Source organism: Pararhizobium arenae (assembly GCF_001931685.1).
GTDB classification, from domain to species: Bacteria; Pseudomonadota; Alphaproteobacteria; order Rhizobiales; family Rhizobiaceae; genus Pararhizobium; species Pararhizobium arenae.
In genome coordinates this window covers 198,078-214,809 of record NZ_MOOY01000009.1, presented here as the reverse complement: position 1 = coordinate 214,809, position 16,732 = coordinate 198,078, and the positions used below count along the sequence as shown (strand labels likewise).

Annotated in this window: 13 protein-coding genes and 1 tRNA gene; 7 read left to right on the top strand and 7 right to left on the bottom strand. The window is 60.7% G+C overall.

Annotated elements, in window-relative coordinates; genetic code table 11:
- Positions 1-30: 30 nt before the first annotated feature.
- Both ilvC and BLX89_RS20285 read left to right on the top strand, forming a co-directional pair.
- On the top strand, positions 31-1,050 hold the full coding sequence (ilvC, locus tag BLX89_RS20290; protein ID WP_075292778.1) for a ketol-acid reductoisomerase: 1,020 nt from the start codon (positions 31-33) through the stop codon (positions 1,048-1,050).
- Between the two features lie 607 nt (positions 1,051-1,657).
- Positions 1,658-2,881 carry an aminotransferase-like domain-containing protein gene (locus BLX89_RS20285; RefSeq protein ID WP_075292777.1) on the top strand — a complete coding sequence of 408 codons (1,224 nt, stop codon included), beginning with the start codon at positions 1,658-1,660 and terminating at the stop codon, positions 2,879-2,881.
- Positions 2,882-2,982: 101 nt separating this feature from the next.
- Here the strand turns inward: BLX89_RS20285 and BLX89_RS20280 are convergent, their stop codons facing one another.
- The 3 genes from BLX89_RS20280 to BLX89_RS20270 form a co-directional block, all read right to left on the bottom strand.
- The gene (locus BLX89_RS20280) at positions 2,983-4,638 is read right to left on the bottom strand and encodes a M20/M25/M40 family metallo-hydrolase (RefSeq protein ID WP_245292877.1); all 1,656 of its coding nucleotides are present in this window, start codon (positions 4,636-4,638) and stop codon (positions 2,983-2,985) included.
- A gap of 110 nt (positions 4,639-4,748) precedes the next feature.
- Entirely contained in the window at positions 4,749-6,650 is a 1,902-nt protein-coding gene (locus BLX89_RS20275) for a CASTOR/POLLUX-related putative ion channel (RefSeq protein ID WP_075292776.1), read from the bottom strand.
- A gap of 103 nt (positions 6,651-6,753) precedes the next feature.
- Positions 6,754-7,116 (bottom strand): DUF4189 domain-containing protein, encoded by a 363-nt coding sequence (locus tag BLX89_RS20270; protein ID WP_083637750.1) that lies wholly within the window; start codon positions 7,114-7,116, stop codon positions 6,754-6,756.
- A gap of 223 nt (positions 7,117-7,339) precedes the next feature.
- Here BLX89_RS20270 and BLX89_RS20265 point away from each other — a divergent pair, with 223 nt between their 5' ends.
- From BLX89_RS20265 to BLX89_RS20250, 4 genes are all read left to right on the top strand, one after another.
- Positions 7,340-8,449 carry an endonuclease/exonuclease/phosphatase family protein gene (locus BLX89_RS20265; protein WP_075292809.1) on the top strand — a complete coding sequence of 370 codons (1,110 nt, stop codon included), beginning with the start codon at positions 7,340-7,342 and terminating at the stop codon, positions 8,447-8,449.
- Positions 8,450-8,457: 8 nt separating this feature from the next.
- Positions 8,458-9,201, top strand: coding sequence for an NUDIX hydrolase (locus tag BLX89_RS20260; protein WP_245292876.1), 744 nt, complete (start codon positions 8,458-8,460; stop codon positions 9,199-9,201).
- Between the two features lie 63 nt (positions 9,202-9,264).
- Complete coding sequence (locus BLX89_RS20255) at positions 9,265-10,176, top strand: PhzF family phenazine biosynthesis protein (RefSeq protein ID WP_075292808.1); 912 nt, start codon at positions 9,265-9,267, stop codon at positions 10,174-10,176.
- A gap of 127 nt (positions 10,177-10,303) precedes the next feature.
- Positions 10,304-10,379 (top strand) — tRNA-Lys (locus BLX89_RS20250).
- 167 nt (positions 10,380-10,546) lie between these two features.
- Here the strand turns inward: BLX89_RS20250 and BLX89_RS20245 are convergent.
- Together BLX89_RS20245 and BLX89_RS20240 are read right to left on the bottom strand one after the other, a co-directional pair.
- Complete coding sequence (locus BLX89_RS20245; RefSeq protein ID WP_075292774.1) at positions 10,547-11,902, bottom strand: sigma-54-dependent transcriptional regulator; 1,356 nt, start codon at positions 11,900-11,902, stop codon at positions 10,547-10,549.
- Positions 11,899-13,677, bottom strand: a complete 1,779-nt coding sequence (locus BLX89_RS20240; protein WP_083637739.1) for a sensor histidine kinase — start codon at positions 13,675-13,677, stop codon at positions 11,899-11,901. Before BLX89_RS20240 ends, BLX89_RS20245 begins: the two co-directional genes overlap by 4 nt.
- Positions 13,678-13,957: 280 nt before the next feature.
- Between BLX89_RS20240 and BLX89_RS20235 the strand changes: the two genes are divergently transcribed.
- On the top strand, positions 13,958-15,289 hold the full coding sequence (locus BLX89_RS20235) for a dicarboxylate/amino acid:cation symporter (protein ID WP_280950595.1): 1,332 nt from the start codon (positions 13,958-13,960) through the stop codon (positions 15,287-15,289).
- Positions 15,290-15,382: 93 nt separating this feature from the next.
- Here BLX89_RS20235 and BLX89_RS20230 read toward each other — a convergent pair whose 3' ends face one another.
- Together BLX89_RS20230 and BLX89_RS20225 are read right to left on the bottom strand one after the other, a co-directional pair.
- Positions 15,383-15,913, bottom strand: a complete 531-nt coding sequence (locus tag BLX89_RS20230; RefSeq protein ID WP_075292772.1) for an OmpA family protein — start codon at positions 15,911-15,913, stop codon at positions 15,383-15,385.
- Between the two features lie 11 nt (positions 15,914-15,924).
- Entirely contained in the window at positions 15,925-16,593 is a 669-nt protein-coding gene (locus tag BLX89_RS20225) for a L,D-transpeptidase (protein WP_075292771.1), read from the bottom strand.
- Positions 16,594-16,732 lie beyond the last annotated feature (139 nt).

The following is a 16,732-nucleotide window of genomic DNA, read 5'->3' as shown; positions in this document are numbered from 1 at the left end:
TCAAGACAAGCAACGGGAAGGAACACTACAATGCGCGTCTATTACGATCGTGATGCTGACCTCAACCTCATCAAGTCCAAGAACGTCGTCATCGTCGGCTACGGTTCGCAGGGTCGCGCCCACGCGCTGAACCTGAAGGATTCGGGCGCCAACAACGTCGTTATCGCTCTGAAGGCCGGCTCCGCCACCATCAAGAAGGCCGAAGCCGACGGCTTCAAGGTCATGACCGTTGCAGACGCCGCCACGTGGGGCGACCTGATCATGATGGCAACCCCGGACGAGCTGCAGGCCGACATCTACAAGGCCGAGATCGCTCCGAACATCCGTGACGGCGTTGCGATCGCCTTCGCGCACGGCCTCAACGTTCACTTCGGCCTCATCGAGCCCAAGGACACGCTCGACGTCGTGATGATCGCACCGAAGGGCCCGGGCCACACGGTTCGCGGCGAATACCAGAAGGGCGGCGGCGTTCCCTGCCTCGTTGCTGTCGAGAAGAACGCTTCCGGCAATGCGCTTGACCTCGCTCTCTCCTACGCCTGCGGCGTTGGCGGCGGCCGTTCGGGCATCATCGAAACCAACTTCAAGGAAGAGTGCGAAACCGACCTCTTCGGCGAACAGGTCGTTCTCTGCGGCGGTCTTGTCGAGCTGATCCGCGCCGGCTTCGAAACGCTGGTCGAAGGCGGTTACGCTCCGGAAATGGCCTATTTCGAATGCCTGCACGAAGTGAAGCTGATCGTCGACCTGATCTATGAAGGCGGCATCGCCAACATGAACTACTCGATCTCGAACACCGCTGAATGGGGCGAATACGTCACCGGCCCGCGCATCATCACCGAAGAAACGAAGGCGGAGATGAAGCGCGTCCTGAAGGACATCCAGACCGGCAAGTTCACCTCGGACTGGATGCAGGAATACCGCTCGGGTGCGGCCCGCTTCAAGGGCATCCGTCGCGTCAACGATGCGCACCAGATCGAAGAAGTTGGCGCCAAGCTGCGCGGCATGATGCCGTGGATTGCCAAGAACCAGCTGGTCGACAAGGCCCGCAACTAATCGATCGTCTCCCAAGACATCTGCGAAAGCCGGGGCTCGTTCCCGGCTTTCTGCATTTTGGGGTATCGCTGCCGGCAGCCTTGGAACGATGGTTGCAGTGCGGAGACTATATTCAAGGCACTGGTTTCGCTTGCATTTTAGTGCACGAGATTGCTGCGGTGCAGTATAAATTTATGATTTTATTGAGGAAATTCAGTTGTAAAATCGTCACATGAGGAACAGACTGATGGAGCGTCACGTTTCACAATCGGGAGGATCGTGTGATGACGACCATTATGAACTATTTCGCCTGGTTTGATGCAGTAATACTTTGTGCCATCGGTGTTCTCGTGCTTTTGAGCCTCTACACCGGTGAGGATGCGGGCGAAACCTGAGCCGGCACTTTCAGGCTCCGAAAGTAACCATTCTGCGTCGCATAAAGGCGCTGCATGAATTGCCTTAACCTTTGACAGCAGGCCTGTTCGGGCATTTTATTTGATGCCTGATCGAGACTGCAGAAGGTGAGAATTTGCCTCTTCGCGAACGGCGAAATTTAGGTCAGCAACATTGACTTAATTCGTCCGGCGTGGTCTTGTTTCCGTAAAATATAATCTTGAGGAAACATCCAATGCTGGATTGGGAAAAAATCTTCGCCACGCGCTCCGTTCGCATGCGCGCGTCTGAAATCCGCGAACTTTTGAAGCTGCTCGATCGGCATGATATCATCTCCTTCGCAGGGGGTATCCCAGACCCGGCGCTGTTTCCCAACGAAGAATTCCAGTCGGTCTATTCCGAAATCTTCAGCGGCCCGACGGTCAGTGCGGCGCTGCAATATTCCGTGAGCGAGGGCTATCTCCCACTGCGCCGCTGGCTGTCCGACGAGATGGCGAAGATCGGCATCACCGCCGGCCCGGAAAACATCTTCATCACGTCCGGCTCGCAGCAGGGGCTGGATTATATCGGCAAGCTGTTCCTGTCGCCGAACGATACGGCGCTCGTAACCTGGCCCACCTATCTGGGCGCATTGCAGGCTTTCAATGCCTATGAGCCGAAATACGATCAGCTGACGCTGAACGGCAATCGCACACCGGATTCCTATCGTGCTGCGGCTTCCGACGCCGGTGGCTCGGTGAAGTTCGCCTATCTCTCGGCCGATTTTTCCAACCCGACCGGTGAAACGGTCGATCGGGAAGGCCGCGAGCGCCTGCTTGATCTGGCTGCCGAACTCGATATCGCCATCATCGAAGATGCGGCCTACCAGTCGCTGCGTTACGATGGCGAGGCTATCCCGCCCATCCTCGCGATCGAACTGGCGCGCAATGGCGGCGACATCGAAAAGACCCGGACGATCTATTCGGGCAGCTTTTCCAAGACGCTGGCGCCGGGGCTCCGTGTCGGTTTCACGGTTGCAAACTCGCAGGTGATCCGCAAACTCGTGCTGATGAAGCAGGCGGCCGACCTGCACTCCTCGACGATCAACCAGATGGCGATTTCGCTTGTTGCCGAGCGTGGCTTCGACAAGCAGGTCGAAAAGATCAAGGCCGTCTACAGCCATCGCCGCGACTGCATGCTGGCGGCGCTTGAAAAATACATGCCGGAGGGCGTGCATTGGACGAAGCCGGAAGGTGGTATGTTTATCTGGCTGACCCTGCCCAAGGGCATGGACGGCGCCGAGTTGCTGGCGAAATCGCTGGAAACGGCGAAGGTTGCGTTTGTGCCCGGCAAGGCGTTCTTCGCCGATGGTTCGGGTGCGAATACGCTCCGCATGAGCTTCTCCTGCGCCAACGATCAGATGATCGAGGACGGTATCTCCCGCCTCGGAACGTTGATTCGGGGCGAGACGGCTGCTTAGTCAGCTTTCGTTCGAGGCGTGTCTCTGCGCGCCTTACCCGTCACGCTTGAGCCAAAAGGTCGCCGTGGGTTTCCATCGGCGACCTTTTCCGTTTCGTGGGCTTATCGGGAAAGCACCGCGAGGGTGCATTCGTGGATCAGATCCGGCAGCACCTCGAAGGTGTAGCCCATGTGCACCCGCTCCCATTTCTGGTGATAGTCGCGTCCCCATGGACCGATATTTACAACGGGGTAGGAGAGGGCGTTTTGCGGGGTCGCATCGACAAAGGCGGGAACGGGCGTGTTGGCCTTCAGCGTTTCCGACTGCGCCGTGTCTGGCCGATGACCGAAGAAGCTCATGTCGGAAATGCCGGCGAAGAATTGCCGGAAGCAGATGCTGGTCTGATGGCGATCTTCAATCAGGGACGCGGCCACTTGCAGACGTCTCGCAAATTCCTGTCCGGCCTCTCCGAGATCTCCGGTATGGACGCGTGGATAATGCAGCGTCGAAAAACCAACCACGACCAATGGACCTTCGAGACCGGTTGCCGTCAGCAGTTCACCCACCACGGCTCGGGTGGCCGAAAGCGGCTCGTCACTGGTCGCCAGGCTTTCCTCAAGGGCTGCTATTCTCCGGATCGTATCGCCGTCGGCCGTTTCCGCCGCCAGCTTGCGCAGTTCCCCGAAGCTGATCACGCGGCCTTCGGCGCGGACATTTCGTTCGATGCCCTGCCGTGCGAAGAAGGCATCGCCGTTTTCCTTCTGCGATTGCAGCGCCCTGTCCATGGCCGCGGTGGCAATGGCTGAAAATTCTTCCAGGATGTCGGTCGGCGAGCGGCGATGGGTAAGCCAGTTGAAGGACAGCCAGACATGGGCGGGCGTCGTCACCTCATAGCCGTGGCGCACATCCTTTGCCTCAAGGCAGACGGGCGCCGGCGAAACCTCGCCATGAGCCTCGTCGCAAAGCGCGCTGTTGAATTCCACCGCCCGCATGATCTCGGCTGCAATCAGGTGGGCGCTGACGCCGTCATAGGCATAACCTGCATGGGTCGGGCGCCCGGCGACGAAGGCGAAGGGAGAGAATTTACCGACCGACCCGAGATAGACCGCACGTCCCAGCCCGCCATCGCCATCGTCGCCGCTGGCGTCCAGATTGATGCCGCCGACGATATCGAGATCGAGCTGAGAAGCGATGTCCGGCAGTCTGTCACGCAGGCTGCGGATGCCGCGCGAGCGGTTTTCCTCGTCGGGTGTCGCGATAAAGAGGAGGTTTCCAGGTCTTTGAGCGAGCGCGGCATAACGCTCCAGCGCGGCGATCCCTGCGGCAAGGCCGCTCTTCATATCGAGGAGGCCACGACCGGCGAGGAAATCTCCGGTCAGCAGGTCGGAAAGCGCCTTTTCCTCGACGGCATTGCGTGACTTGGCGGAAAGCTCGGCGATCAGCGCTGTCGTGAGTGCCTCGGGCTCGCAGGCGAGCGCGGACAGCGTGGTGTAGTTGGCAATCGACACCGTGTCGAAATGGCCGGCCAGGACGAGGCAGCGACGGCCTTCGCCGCGAACCAGCGCGAAAACATTCTGCCGCGCGGGGGAGCCGTGACTGTCTCGGGCAAACACATTCTCCGGCGTGTCGTAAAAGGCGGGAAGGCTGCGAAGCAGGCTCGTCAGCCGTGACGAGAATTGGGCCTCGCCGTCACTGCCCGTCACGCTGGGCCAGCGGGTCATTTCGACGGACAGTTGCCCGGCGCGCGAGAGGCTGCCCGTCTCTATGGCCTTGTTCACGATGCTTCTCCTCAACGAAATCAATCTTGTTATGGGTCGCCGAGGTCTCGCGCCACTTCAAGGCGAAAAACTTCGCGTTCCGCCTTGCTGCACGGTTTTCTGCGGGTGGATCAATCCCTTGCGAGAACGATGATGCGGTCCTCTGGCCCGAATTGCAGTGTCTCGGATTTCAGCGGATTGACCACGACGCCGCCGAGATTGCGGTGATCTGGATCGTTTTCGCGCTGCCGGCGATAACCGATCGCAACCTCGCCGCGGCGCAGGGCCGAGAGGCAGATCGTGTAGAAGTTCACGGGCTGATCGGTCGCAACATAGTCCGAGACGGGCCGCATGTAGATTTCCGATCCTTCCTCGTCGAGCAGGTCGTCGAAGATTGCCGCCATCGAGGCGTTTTCCGAGGCCTGCGCCAGCATGAGGCTCACCAGCTTGTTGCTGACGACGAAATCGTCGGCGCGGGTGACTTCGGCAAGCTCGCGGTTGCGCACGTCGGTCATTTCGCTCACCACCGCGATGTGCTTGCCGGCGCGCTCGGCGATCTTGCGCAACTGGAGAAGGGTGACGAGCGTGCGGGTGTCGGCGGGCTGCGGCGCCATGTTGTCGCTGTAGCCAAGGACAAGGACGTGATCGTAGCTCGGGATGTCGAGGGCTTCGAGCGCGGTCCGGTTTCCTGTGTCGATCACGCTGTATTCAACCGCCATGTGGTCGTTGGCGACCCTCAGCGATGCGATGTCGTCCACCAGCTGCGGCGTATCGGCCGCGATGGTCAGCAAGGAACCCGGCGCAACGTAGCGCGAAAGTTCGAACGTGATGATCGGGCCACGGCGGTTCCAGCCCAGGATCAGCGTGCGCTCCGGTTCGGGCATACGAGGCTCGGGGGCCCGGATCGCGTCCTTGTCTACCGCGAGGTTGGCATCGCCGGTTTTGATTGCGGCATCGTCCTCGGCGATGATGACGGCTTTTTCGCCGGCAAGGAAAACGCGGCCGGCGGCCGGATTGAGGTGGACGGCACCGCTCTCGTCGCAGACGCCGATGAGTGTCGAGGCTTCGTAGGCCATGACGGCCGCTGCAAAGGATTTCCCGACCAGATCGGGCTGTTCGAGCGTGTAGATTTCGCAACCCTCGAAATCGAGCAGTTCGGAATAGACGCCGCTCAGGCCGGTCTGGCGGCTGGAATGCACGACGATGCGTGAAATGAGATCGTCGGCCAATACCAGCTGCAGTTCGCTGCCGCCGACGATGCGGGCGACATCGGCATTCCTGCTGTCGCGGATTTCCGCGGCGATCTGGTAGGGCTTCTCGCGGCGCTTCGGATCGTTGACCAGCGCCAGCACGGTCTTGATGACCTGTGAGTCCGGATCGTCGCCCTCCGGCGAAAGCACGATGATGGAGCGGGACGTCTGCGGGTTGACGATCGCAAGGTCGTGAAGATCGGTCGGGTCGCCGTTGCGGCAGATGATGCGCGTGTTGCGCAGCTCCGGGATCTTGTAAGCGATCTCGTCTTCCATCTCCACCTTGTCCTTGCTGGCCATGATGACGATGCGCGGCTTCTTGCGGCTCGCATTGGCGATAACCAGCTCGGAGATGACATCGAAGATCGAAGGCGACCAATTGAGGATGATCGTCTGGTCCTTTTCAAGAACCACCGAACGCCCTTTTCGCAGTTCGTCGAGCTTGTTTTCCAGACCCGAGCTCAAAACGCCGATCAAGGCGGAAAAGATGAAGATGCCGACGATGGTGACCACCAGCGAGACGCCGCGGAAGCCCCAGCCGATGTCGCCGCCCATGGTGCCGGCATCCATCGTGCGCATGAGCGATTCCCAAGAGCCCTCGATGAAGCTGACGGGCTGACCACCTTCGGGCGCGATCTGCGTGATGGCAAGGAATGCGCCGGCAAGGACGATGACCATCAGCGATATGATCGCGAGCCAGCCGATCAGCGCGACCGGCCCCGCAGCCATACTCTTATCGAACTGATAACGCAGCCGCTCGCCCCATCCAGGTTGCCTGCCCATGTTTTCTCCCAACCCATGCCCCCGAAGACGCCATGTCGCAGGCATCTCGAAAACTATATTATAGTTTCAATCAATTAAGGTGATCTAAAACAGCGTTTTGGCGCTAGCGGGCGCCGGAGCACTGCCAGCGGATGACCCGGCAGCCGCCGGAATGGCGTGCGCAGGACGCAAGGGCCGCGCTCTGGGCGAGGTAAGGCGTTTCCGCCCAGTCGGCGCCCCAGCCCTGGGGGCCGCGCGCAACCGCGCCGCAGGCGTTTTTGAACCATATGGCGACGCGGCAATCGGATGCGTGCCTGTAGCAATTGCGCTGCGACACATCCTCGGCCTCCCAGCGCGAGGTGAAGTCGAAGGACCAGCCGGTTGCTCCGTTCGCCGGCGACAGCGAAATCGCGCCGTAAAGGTCTGCCCGCGCCGCACCGGCGCTCAGCAGCATGGTCGCAACCACGATCAGCGTAAGTCTCATCATTGCCATTGTCCCCTCCATCATGCCAGCCCAGCGGCACAGCCTGTTATAATCCGAGGAGAAACGGGCGAAAACGGCAGATTATTCAGGGATCTGCCATTCACCCAAATATGGTGCGTCTGCCGGTCGTTCCGGCTTCATCGAGCCGTCATTCGACATTTGCAACCGAATGGCTACAGTCGCAGTCACTGTGCCGGCGGTCGCCGGATTCGATATGGATGCCCTCATGCCGCTTCGCCTTGCCACTTTCAACATCGAAAACCTGATGAGCCGATTCGATTTTTCCGGCTATCGCAACCAGTTGAAGCAGGATCGGGTTTTGCGGCTCTTCGATGTGCGCAGCGAGGCGGAATATCAGCGGCTGGAAGAGGCGCGGACGATCGCGCATACCGACGATACGCGGCAGATGTCGGCGCTGGCGATTGCAGATTGCGACGGCGATATCCTCTGCCTGCAGGAGGCCGACAACATGGCGGCGCTTCAGGCTTTCGAGTACGGCTATCTCTTCCGCATGGTCGGCAACGGCTACCGCCAGAAATACCTGATCGACGGCAACGACAGGCGCGGCATCGATGTCGCCGTGCTGGTGCGCGAGGAAAGCCGCGACGGCGAACGGATCGAATGCATCGACGTCAGATCCCATGCCGGCGTCACCTATGCGGATTTCGACCTTTTCAACGACACCCTGGCAGCGACCGAGCTGCCGGGAGACCGCATATTCCGGCGCGACTGCCTTGAACTCGAGTTTCGCATCGGCGGGCGGCCGCTGACGCTGTTCGTCGTGCATTTCAAGTCGATGGGGCCGGCGCGCGACGGGCTCGACGGACGGATGGCAACCATGGCGGTGCGCCAGGCGGAGGCGCGCGCGGTCCGCCGCATCATCGAGGACAGGTTTGGGCGGGGCGAGGGCGCTTCAAGTGCGTCCTTCGCGATCTGCGGCGACATGAACGATTATCAGGAGCGCATCGATATTCGTGGCGACAGGCGGACAGGCTACACTTTTCATCCTGCCCGGGAGGCGGAAAGCGCACTCGATGTTTTCAGCCATGACGGATTTGCCGAAAACGTGATGCGCCGCAGGCCGGAACTGGATCGCTGGACGCTGTTTCACAGCCGCGGGCCGCAGGAGCGCCATCTCTGCCAGCTCGATTACATCTGGCTTTCGCCTGCGCTGGCGGCAAAGAACCCGGCGGCGGTGCCCGACATCATCCGTGGCGGGCAGCCGTTTCGCACGATCTTTCCAAAGGGGCAGGAGGTCGAGCGCTATCCCCGCATCGGCTGGGACAGGCCGAAGGCCTCCGACCACTGCCCCATCGTTCTTTCCCTGGATGTTTGATGATGCTGATGAGCAATTTTCATGACTGGCCCGAAGCCGGTGCGATCTTTCCGGTCTCGGACTTCGACCTGACGGTCCTCGATACGCCGCATCCCTACGAACAGGCCGAAGCGCAGGCCGCGGCGCTCAACTGGCAGGCGGAGATCGCCCGCAATCCCGCTTTCTTCAACGGTCGCATGGTGCTGCCGCGGGCGATCATGATCCGTCAGGGCGCAATCCGTGGAGAATGCCATCTCGTCGATTATTCGACGTTCCTCCTCTGGCGGAAAACGAAGCCACGCGACAAGGCGGTGCATCTTTTCGGCCTTCCTGTGATCCTGTCAGCCGATGGCGCGGTCATCGCCATCCGAATGGGACCGCACACCGCCAATCCCGGCCGGGTCTACTGCGCCGCAGGCTCGCTCGACGCAAGCGATATCGTTGAGGGGCGCTGCGATGTCGAAGGCAATATGAGGCGGGAAGTTGCGGAAGAAACCGGGCTCGATCTCGCCGCCGCCACAGCCGGAGAAAGCTTCTGGGCGCTGCACGCCGACAGCGTCGTCACGCTCTTCCGCCTCTACCGATTTTCGCAGACTGCGGACGAACTTGTGTCGATCATCGAGCGCCATGCCGCCGATGATCCGCAGCCGGAAATCGACGCGGCGATGGCCATCACGACCGCCGATCCGACGCTTTACGACTATCCGCCGTTCATGCCCGGAATCCTGAGCTGGATTTTCGCAGGCCATTCGAAAGACACGGGTGACGGATGAAGGCCTTCGTCCTATGTTCGCCTCTGCAACGGAACGATGCCGTTGAACCTGAAGGAGAAGTTCGTGGCCAGACCCTACGCGATCTATGACGTCTTCACATCCGAACGGCTGACGGGAAATCCGCTGGCGGTGGTCTTCGAGGCCGACGGTCTGGATGATCGGAAGATGCAGGCGATTGCGGCGGAGTTCAACCTTTCCGAGACGGTGTTCGTGTTCCAGCCAACCCAGCCGGGTCATGCGGCGCGACTGAAAATCTTTACGCCGGGAAGGGAGCTGCCCTTCGCCGGCCACCCGACGGTCGGTGCGGCAATCGCAATTGCCGAGCGGAAGAACGGGGCATCGAACCAGGACATCGTTCATGTGCTGGAAGAAAACATCGGGCCGGTGCGTTGTGCCGTGAGGCTGAAGGCGGACGCCACGACGTTTGCCGAGTTCGATCTGCCACGAAAATCGGTCCGGCTCGATGCCCATTTCGACCGGCAGGCGCTTTCCGATGCGCTCAGTCTCAAGTCCACCCAGATCGGCTTCGAGAACCATGTGCCCTCGTTCTGGAGCGCGGGGGTCCCGTTTGTGATGGTGCCGCTGCATGATCTGGCGGCCGTTTCCGCGGTGGATTTCGATCCGGTGGCCTGGGAGCAGCTGGCGCCGCTGGCGGATGGCATTTTGGCCAGCGCCTATCTCTACTGTCGTGGCGGCGTGAACCACACGGCGCGCTTCCACGCCCGCATGTTTGCGCCCGGGCTCCGCATGATGGAGGATCCGGCCACGGGATCGGCCGTCGCTGCATTTTCGGGCGCTATCCATCACTTCGATCAACTGATGGATGGGCATTATCCGGTGCTGATCGAGCAAGGGGTGGAGATGGGCCGGCCTTCTCTCATCCATCTGCATGTTGATGTCCACAAGGGCGAAATCGCCACTGCCCGCATTGGCGGGGAGGCGGTCAAAATCGCCGGTGGAGAACTTTATCTCTAAAAAACATTGGCTTAGATTATCTGAGGGATTTTTTTTCGGGTTTGCCAAAAAAAATGATCTTCCGAACTGGACAATCCCGGCCAAGCCCTTTATACGCCCAATCACACCGCGGCGACGCGGTCTGGACGGGTGATTAGCTCAGTTGGTAGAGCAGCTGACTCTTAATCAGCGGGTCCACGGTTCGAGCCCGTGATCACCCACCATTTTAAATCTGATAGCTTGTTTTGCTAAAGTGGTTTGAGCGCTTCTAGAGCGCTCTTTTCCGCTTGTGCTTCGGCTCGAAAATCGTGCTGTCCACCGTTCGATTTTTACGGGCGCGACGAGATTTCCCAACCATATGCAAATTGCGCCGGACAGCGATGACGTCGGCTCACTGCTCGTCCTTCACAGCAAATTCCCGTCGCACGATGCCGTGGCGCTGGAGCTTGTCGTAGAAGGTCTTGCGGGGGATCCCCAGCGTCGCAAGCGTTTGCTGCACGTTGCCGTCATTGGCGGAAAGCGCGTCGCGGATGATCTGTGCTTCCAACCGGTCGAGCTGTTCAGGAAGCGAACCGGACGGGCCGTGCGTCTCCGATGCCTTGGACGCGGTGGCCGTGGACGGCATGACGCCCAGAACGGCGCGTTCGGCAAAATGCGAGAGTTCGCGCACATTGCCCGGCCAGTCATGCTCGCGCAGATGCCGCAGGATGTCACCGGAAAGGGCGGGTGCCTCACGCTGAAAGCGCTGCGTCGCACGGTCCGCGAAATAGCTGAACAGCAGCGGGATATCCTCCCGCCTTTCGCGCAACGGTGGGATCGAAAGCGACACGACGTTCAGGCGGTAATAGAGGTCTTCGCGAAAAGCCTTGCGCTGCTCCGGATCGGCAAGATCGACTTTGGCGGCCGCAACGATGCGGATATCGACGGGGCGTACCTCGTTGGTGCCGAGCGGCGTCACCTCCCGCATTTCCAGGACACGCAGCATCTGGATCTGGGTGGAGGGCGGCATGCTTTCCAACTCGTCGAGGAACAGCGTGCCGCCGCTCGAATGCTCGATGCGACCGATACGTTTCTTCTGGGCGCCGGTAAAAGCGCCGGGTTCGTGGCCGAAAAGCTCGCTCTCGATCACCTGTTCGGGCAGGGCTCCGCAGTTCAGCGCAACGAAATTGCCCTTCGCGCGACGGCTCCAGCCGTGCAGCAGGCGGGCGACCACCTCCTTGCCGCTCCCAGTCTCGCCGGTCACCAGCACGTCGACATCCGTATCGGCGATCTGGCGCAGGGTCTGGCGCAGGCGGTCCATTACCAACGTCTGGCCGATCAGAGGAAAACCATCCTCCGCCTGCCGTGCCGCCTCCTTCAGGCGGCGGTTTTCCATGACGAGGCCACGTTTTTCCGCGGCCCGGTGTACGCACTGGATGAGCCGCTCGGTCGCAAAGGGTTTGGCGATGAAATCGTAGACACCATCCTGAATGGCCTTCACCGCCGTTGGGATATCGCCGTGGCCGGTGATGAGGATGACGGGAATTTCCCGGTCCAGATCGCAGATGCGTTCGAAAAGCTGCAACCCGTCCGTGCCGGGCATGCGAATGTCGGACACAACGACACCGGCAAAATCCATGTCGAGCGCCGTTAGTGCCTCTGTCGCCGAACTGAACGGCGAGACATCGAAGCCGGCGAGTTCCAGCGTCTGGGCGGTAGCGCGCAGCAATGGCCGATCGTCATCGACGAGGAGAACGGGTGTCGTCACGCTGGCACCTTTCTGAGATGAACCTTGAAGCAGGCGCCGTCTTTATCCGTCTCGACCTCCAGCCGGCCGCCATAATCGGAGACGATATCCTTCGTGATGACGAGGCCGAGGCCGAGGCCGTTTTCCTTGGATGTGTTGAAGGGTTCGAACAGCGAGCTGAGGATTTCGGATGAAATACCGGGGCCGTTGTCCGCGACGGACACGATTACGTCCTTCTCCGCCACGGCGAAGGAGACGTTCACGCGCCCATCCTCACGATCCTCCATGGCCTCAAGCGCGTTCTGGAAGAGGTTGATGAAAACCTGCTCCAGCCGCAATCGGTTGCCAAACACACAAAGGCCCTGCGGCATGTTGGAAACGATCAGGCGGTCCATGCGCCCGGTAAAGCGGCTGCGCAGCAGCATGACGGCGCCGTCTATTACCTCCTGCAAGTTTACCGGTTCTTCGCCGGAGCGCCCTTTGCGGGCAAGCGCCTTCAGATCTTCGGTTATCGTCGCGATACGGTCGGTGAGGCCGGCGATGAGATCGAGGTTCTCCAGGACCGGCTCAGGCTTGCTGCGGGCGAGGAAGACTTTCGAATTGTCGGCGTAGGCACGGATCGTGGCGAGTGGCTGGTTGATCTCGTGGGCGACGCCGGCGGCGACCTGACCGAGGATCGCAAGTCGGTTGGCCTGCACCAGATCCTGTTGCACCGCCTGCAGCTTCGTCTCCGTTTGCCGGTGATCGGATATCTCGGCCTGCAGGCTGTCTCGGGCGAGGCTCAGATCCCGCGTGCGCTCGATCACGCGCCGCTCCAGTTCCTCGCGCGCGGCCTGCTCACGGGCGGCGTTGGCGGAGGACGTCTGGCGGCGGCGCAGCCAGATTGCGGCAAGGATCGCGATTGCGCCGACGGCCAAGGCGGCCAGAAGCTGTACCTCCCGCATGCCTGCCGCAACCGCATCGGAAACCGGCACGAGATATTCGAACCGCCATGGCGTGGTCGCCACAGACGTCGTGATGCGCAAATAGGATTGCGCGCCGCCACCTGGCTGCACGGCGCGGATGATGTTGCTCTCCTCTGTCTGCGTGAAGGGCAGCGGCGCAAGCGGGGCTTCGCCGAATTGCAGGCTCTCGCGGATGGCGGCGAGGCTTTCGGTCGGCAACGGCTGCGTGGTCATGAAACGCCATGAGGGAATGCTGGTGATCAGCACCACATGATTGGGATCGACGACGTAGGAGGGGCGTTGCGTCTCCCGCCAGTCCTGCTCGAGCCGGTCGAATTCCATCTTGACGACGACGACGCCGAGCGGGGCGTCGGCCGGGCCGATACGATGCGAGATATAGAGGCCCGGACGATTGCTGACGGAGCCGAGCGCGAAATGTTCGGCCGTACCTTCCTTCATTGCGCGGGAGAAATAGGCGCGGAAGGAATAGTCGTTGCCCACGAAACTGGTCGGCTCGCGCCAGTTGCTGGCGGCAATCGCCAGGCCCTTGCGATCGACGACATAAATGACCGCAGCGCTGGTGCCAGCGACCAGCTCTTCCAGCTTGCGATCGAGCAGATTTCTCTTTCCGGCATCTGCGCCGATAAGCGCATCCTCCACGTCGCGGTCGCGCGACAGGAGAAAGGGGAGGGCGCGTGGTCGCTCCAGTACGGCGCGCAGCAAGGCGACCTTGAGATTGGCATCCGTACGGCCCTGTGTCTCCAGCGTTGAAAGGGCACTGGCCCGGCCGTAGATGCCGGCCGCATAAAGTGCCGCCACCGAAGCCAGAAGCAATGCCACGGCAAAAGCCATCCATTGCCGCCGGGGCGTATGGAAGGGACTTGCGAGACGTTTATTCAAGACGGTTGCCATCGCTCATTGTGGGCATAAATCCGCACTTTTGCAATTCATGTCGTGCGGAAAATCGCACACATGATCCTGTAGATCTCCGACCTTCTAAAATAACCTATATTTTATAATGGCTTAAAGCGCTTGATCAGCTTGGCACGGCCCTTGCTAAGCATCTCTCCAGTTTTAGCAAGTCACCCCGGGAAGAGCCGCTTTGCCGGTTGGGGTGCGAAAGGAGGAAGCCGTGCAAATCTCGTCTGCAGCCGCGGAACCACGCGACGCCAAGCCATTCTACACCCACCTCTATTTCCAGGTGATCGTTGCCATCATCGCCGGCATGCTCGTCGGCCATTTTTATCCGGATTTCGGCGCCGGCCTGAAGCCGCTGGGCGATGCCTTCATCCGGCTCGTCAAGATGATCATTGCTCCCGTGATCTTCCTGACGGTCGCGACCGGCATTGCCGGCATGTCGGACCTGAAGAAGGTCGGGCGTGTCGCGGGCAAGGCGATGCTCTACTTCCTGACCTTTTCGACGCTGGCGCTGGTTGTCGGCATGATCGTCGCCAATCTCGTGCAGCCGGGCGCCGGCATGCATATCGATCCCGGCACGCTCGATGCAGAAGCTGTCGCGACCTATGCGACCAAGGCGCATGAATCGACCATCACCGGCTTCCTGATGAACATCATCCCGCTGACCATCGTCGGCGCCTTTGCCGAGGGTGACATCCTGCAGGTGCTGTTCTTCTCGGTGCTGTTCGGCATCGCACTCGGCATGGTCGGCGAACAGGGCAAGCCGGTCGTCGATTTTCTTCAGTCGCTGACCGCGCCGATCTTCCGGCTGGTCGCCATCCTGATGAAGGCAGCCCCGATCGGCGCCTTCGGCGCCATGGCGTTCACCATCGGCAAATACGGCATCGGGTCGGTCGCCAACCTCGCCTTCCTCATCGCCACCTTCTATCTCACCGCGTTCTTGTTCGTCTTCGTCATCCTGGGTACGGTTGCCAAGTACAACGGTTTCTCGATCCTGGCGCTGATCCGCTACATCAAGGAAGAGTTGCTCTTGGTTCTCGGCACGTCGTCTTCGGAAGCGGCCCTTCCGGGCCTGATGCAGAAGATGGAAAAGGCAGGTTGCAAGCGTTCCGTCGTTGGCCTGGTCATCCCGACCGGCTATTCCTTCAATCTCGACGGCACCAACATCTACATGACGATGGCGGCGCTCTTCATCGCGCAGGCGATGGATATCCCGCTGTCGATCGGCGACCAGATCCTGCTCTTGCTTGTCGCCATGCTGAGCTCCAAGGGCGCTGCCGGCATCACCGGTGCCGGCTTCATCACCCTTGCGGCCACGCTCTCTGTCGTTCCCTCCGTGCCGGTCGCCGGCATGGCGCTGATCCTCGGCATCGACCGCTTCATGTCGGAATGCCGCGCGCTGACCAACTTCGTTGGCAATGCCGTCGCCACCATCGTCGTTGCCCGCTGGGAAAACGAGCTCGATGTCGAAATGCTCAATGCGGCGCTGGCGGGTGGCACGAGCGAGACGCAGGCGGAAACACCGGCGCTGCAGCCGGCGGAATAAGGCGATCAAAAGTCAATGGCCGGGTCCTTCTTGCGAAGGGCCCGGCCATTTGCGTGCGGATATTCAGATGAATGCACGTCCGGAGTGGCTTGATCAATCGCGCTCGGTGCGCAGGTTGGAAACCACGCGGCGGTTCTGAACCTTGCAGGAGCGATCCGTGCAATCGCGCACTTCGCGGTCATTGCCGTAGCCCTTGGCCCACATGCGATTGGCCGCCACGCCCTTGGAGGCGAGATAGGCCATGACCACATCGGCGCGCTTCTGGGAGAGCGTCATCATTTTGGAAGCGGAGCCGGAATCATCGGCAAAGCCTTGCAGCTTGATGAGCCAGCGCGGGTTGCTGTTCAACCAGACGGCCTGTTTGTCGAGCGTTGCCTTGGCGACCGAATCGAGCGTCGACGAATCCTGCGTGAAATAGGTGCGCCGGCCGACATTGAGGATGAAATCCTCTTCGCTCCCCGCCACCACGTTCTCGAACCCGGGGGCCGGATCGTTCGTCTGGCCGGTCATGGGCTGGGCGGCGGGCTCTTCCACCTCTGCCAGTTCGGTTGTGTTGCACGCGGTAAGGCTCAGGAGTATGGCTGCCGCGAAAAGCGGCCTGAAGAAACCGGTTACGAAAGACATGGGGTATTTCCTTATTCGACCGGAGTTGCGTCGCTGACCTGGGCAGGGGCCTGGTCTGCAATATGGGGCAGAACCTGGACAGCCGTGCCGATGGGGCAACGCTGGTAAAGGTCGATCGCATCCTCGTTGAACATGCGGATACAGCCGGAGGAGGCGTCCTTGCCGATGCTGCCGGGCTCCAATGTACCGTGGAACCGATAACCGGTATCGACGCCGTCGCGCAGCAGATACATAGCGCGGGGGCCAAGCGGGTTCTTCGGGGAGCCGCCCTCCACCGATTCCGGCAGGTCGGGATGGCGCTTGCGCATTTCCGGCGGCGGCGTCCACTTCGGCCACAGGGCTTTCTGGTCGATCGTCGCCCGGCCATACCACTTGAAGCCGTCACGGCCCACGCCGACCCCGTAGCGGATCGCCGTCTTGTTCTCCATGATCAGGTAGAGAAAATGATGCCGCGTATCGACGACGACGGTGCCGATCGGCTCGCTGCTGAAATACTTGACAACCTGGCGGTGCCATTTCCTGTCGATATTGGCGAAGTTCGTGGCTTTGTAGGTGACGCCGTTATCGACGGCGGTGCCCGAAAAATAGGATGCCGCAGCCGCCAATGCCGGCTTGTGAACCGCGCTGCTACCGATTAACGCCAAACTTCCAAGTAACGTCGTCCTGCGGGTCAACTCCATCGGCAATATCCCCCAAAAGCCAAGCAGAGAAGCCTCAGTAAACCAGATTTTTCATTTGCTACAACCGAAAACTCATCTGTCGACCGCCGGAAATGAAAAGGCCGGCGAAGCTTTGCGCTTCGCCGGCCTTTCAAATCCT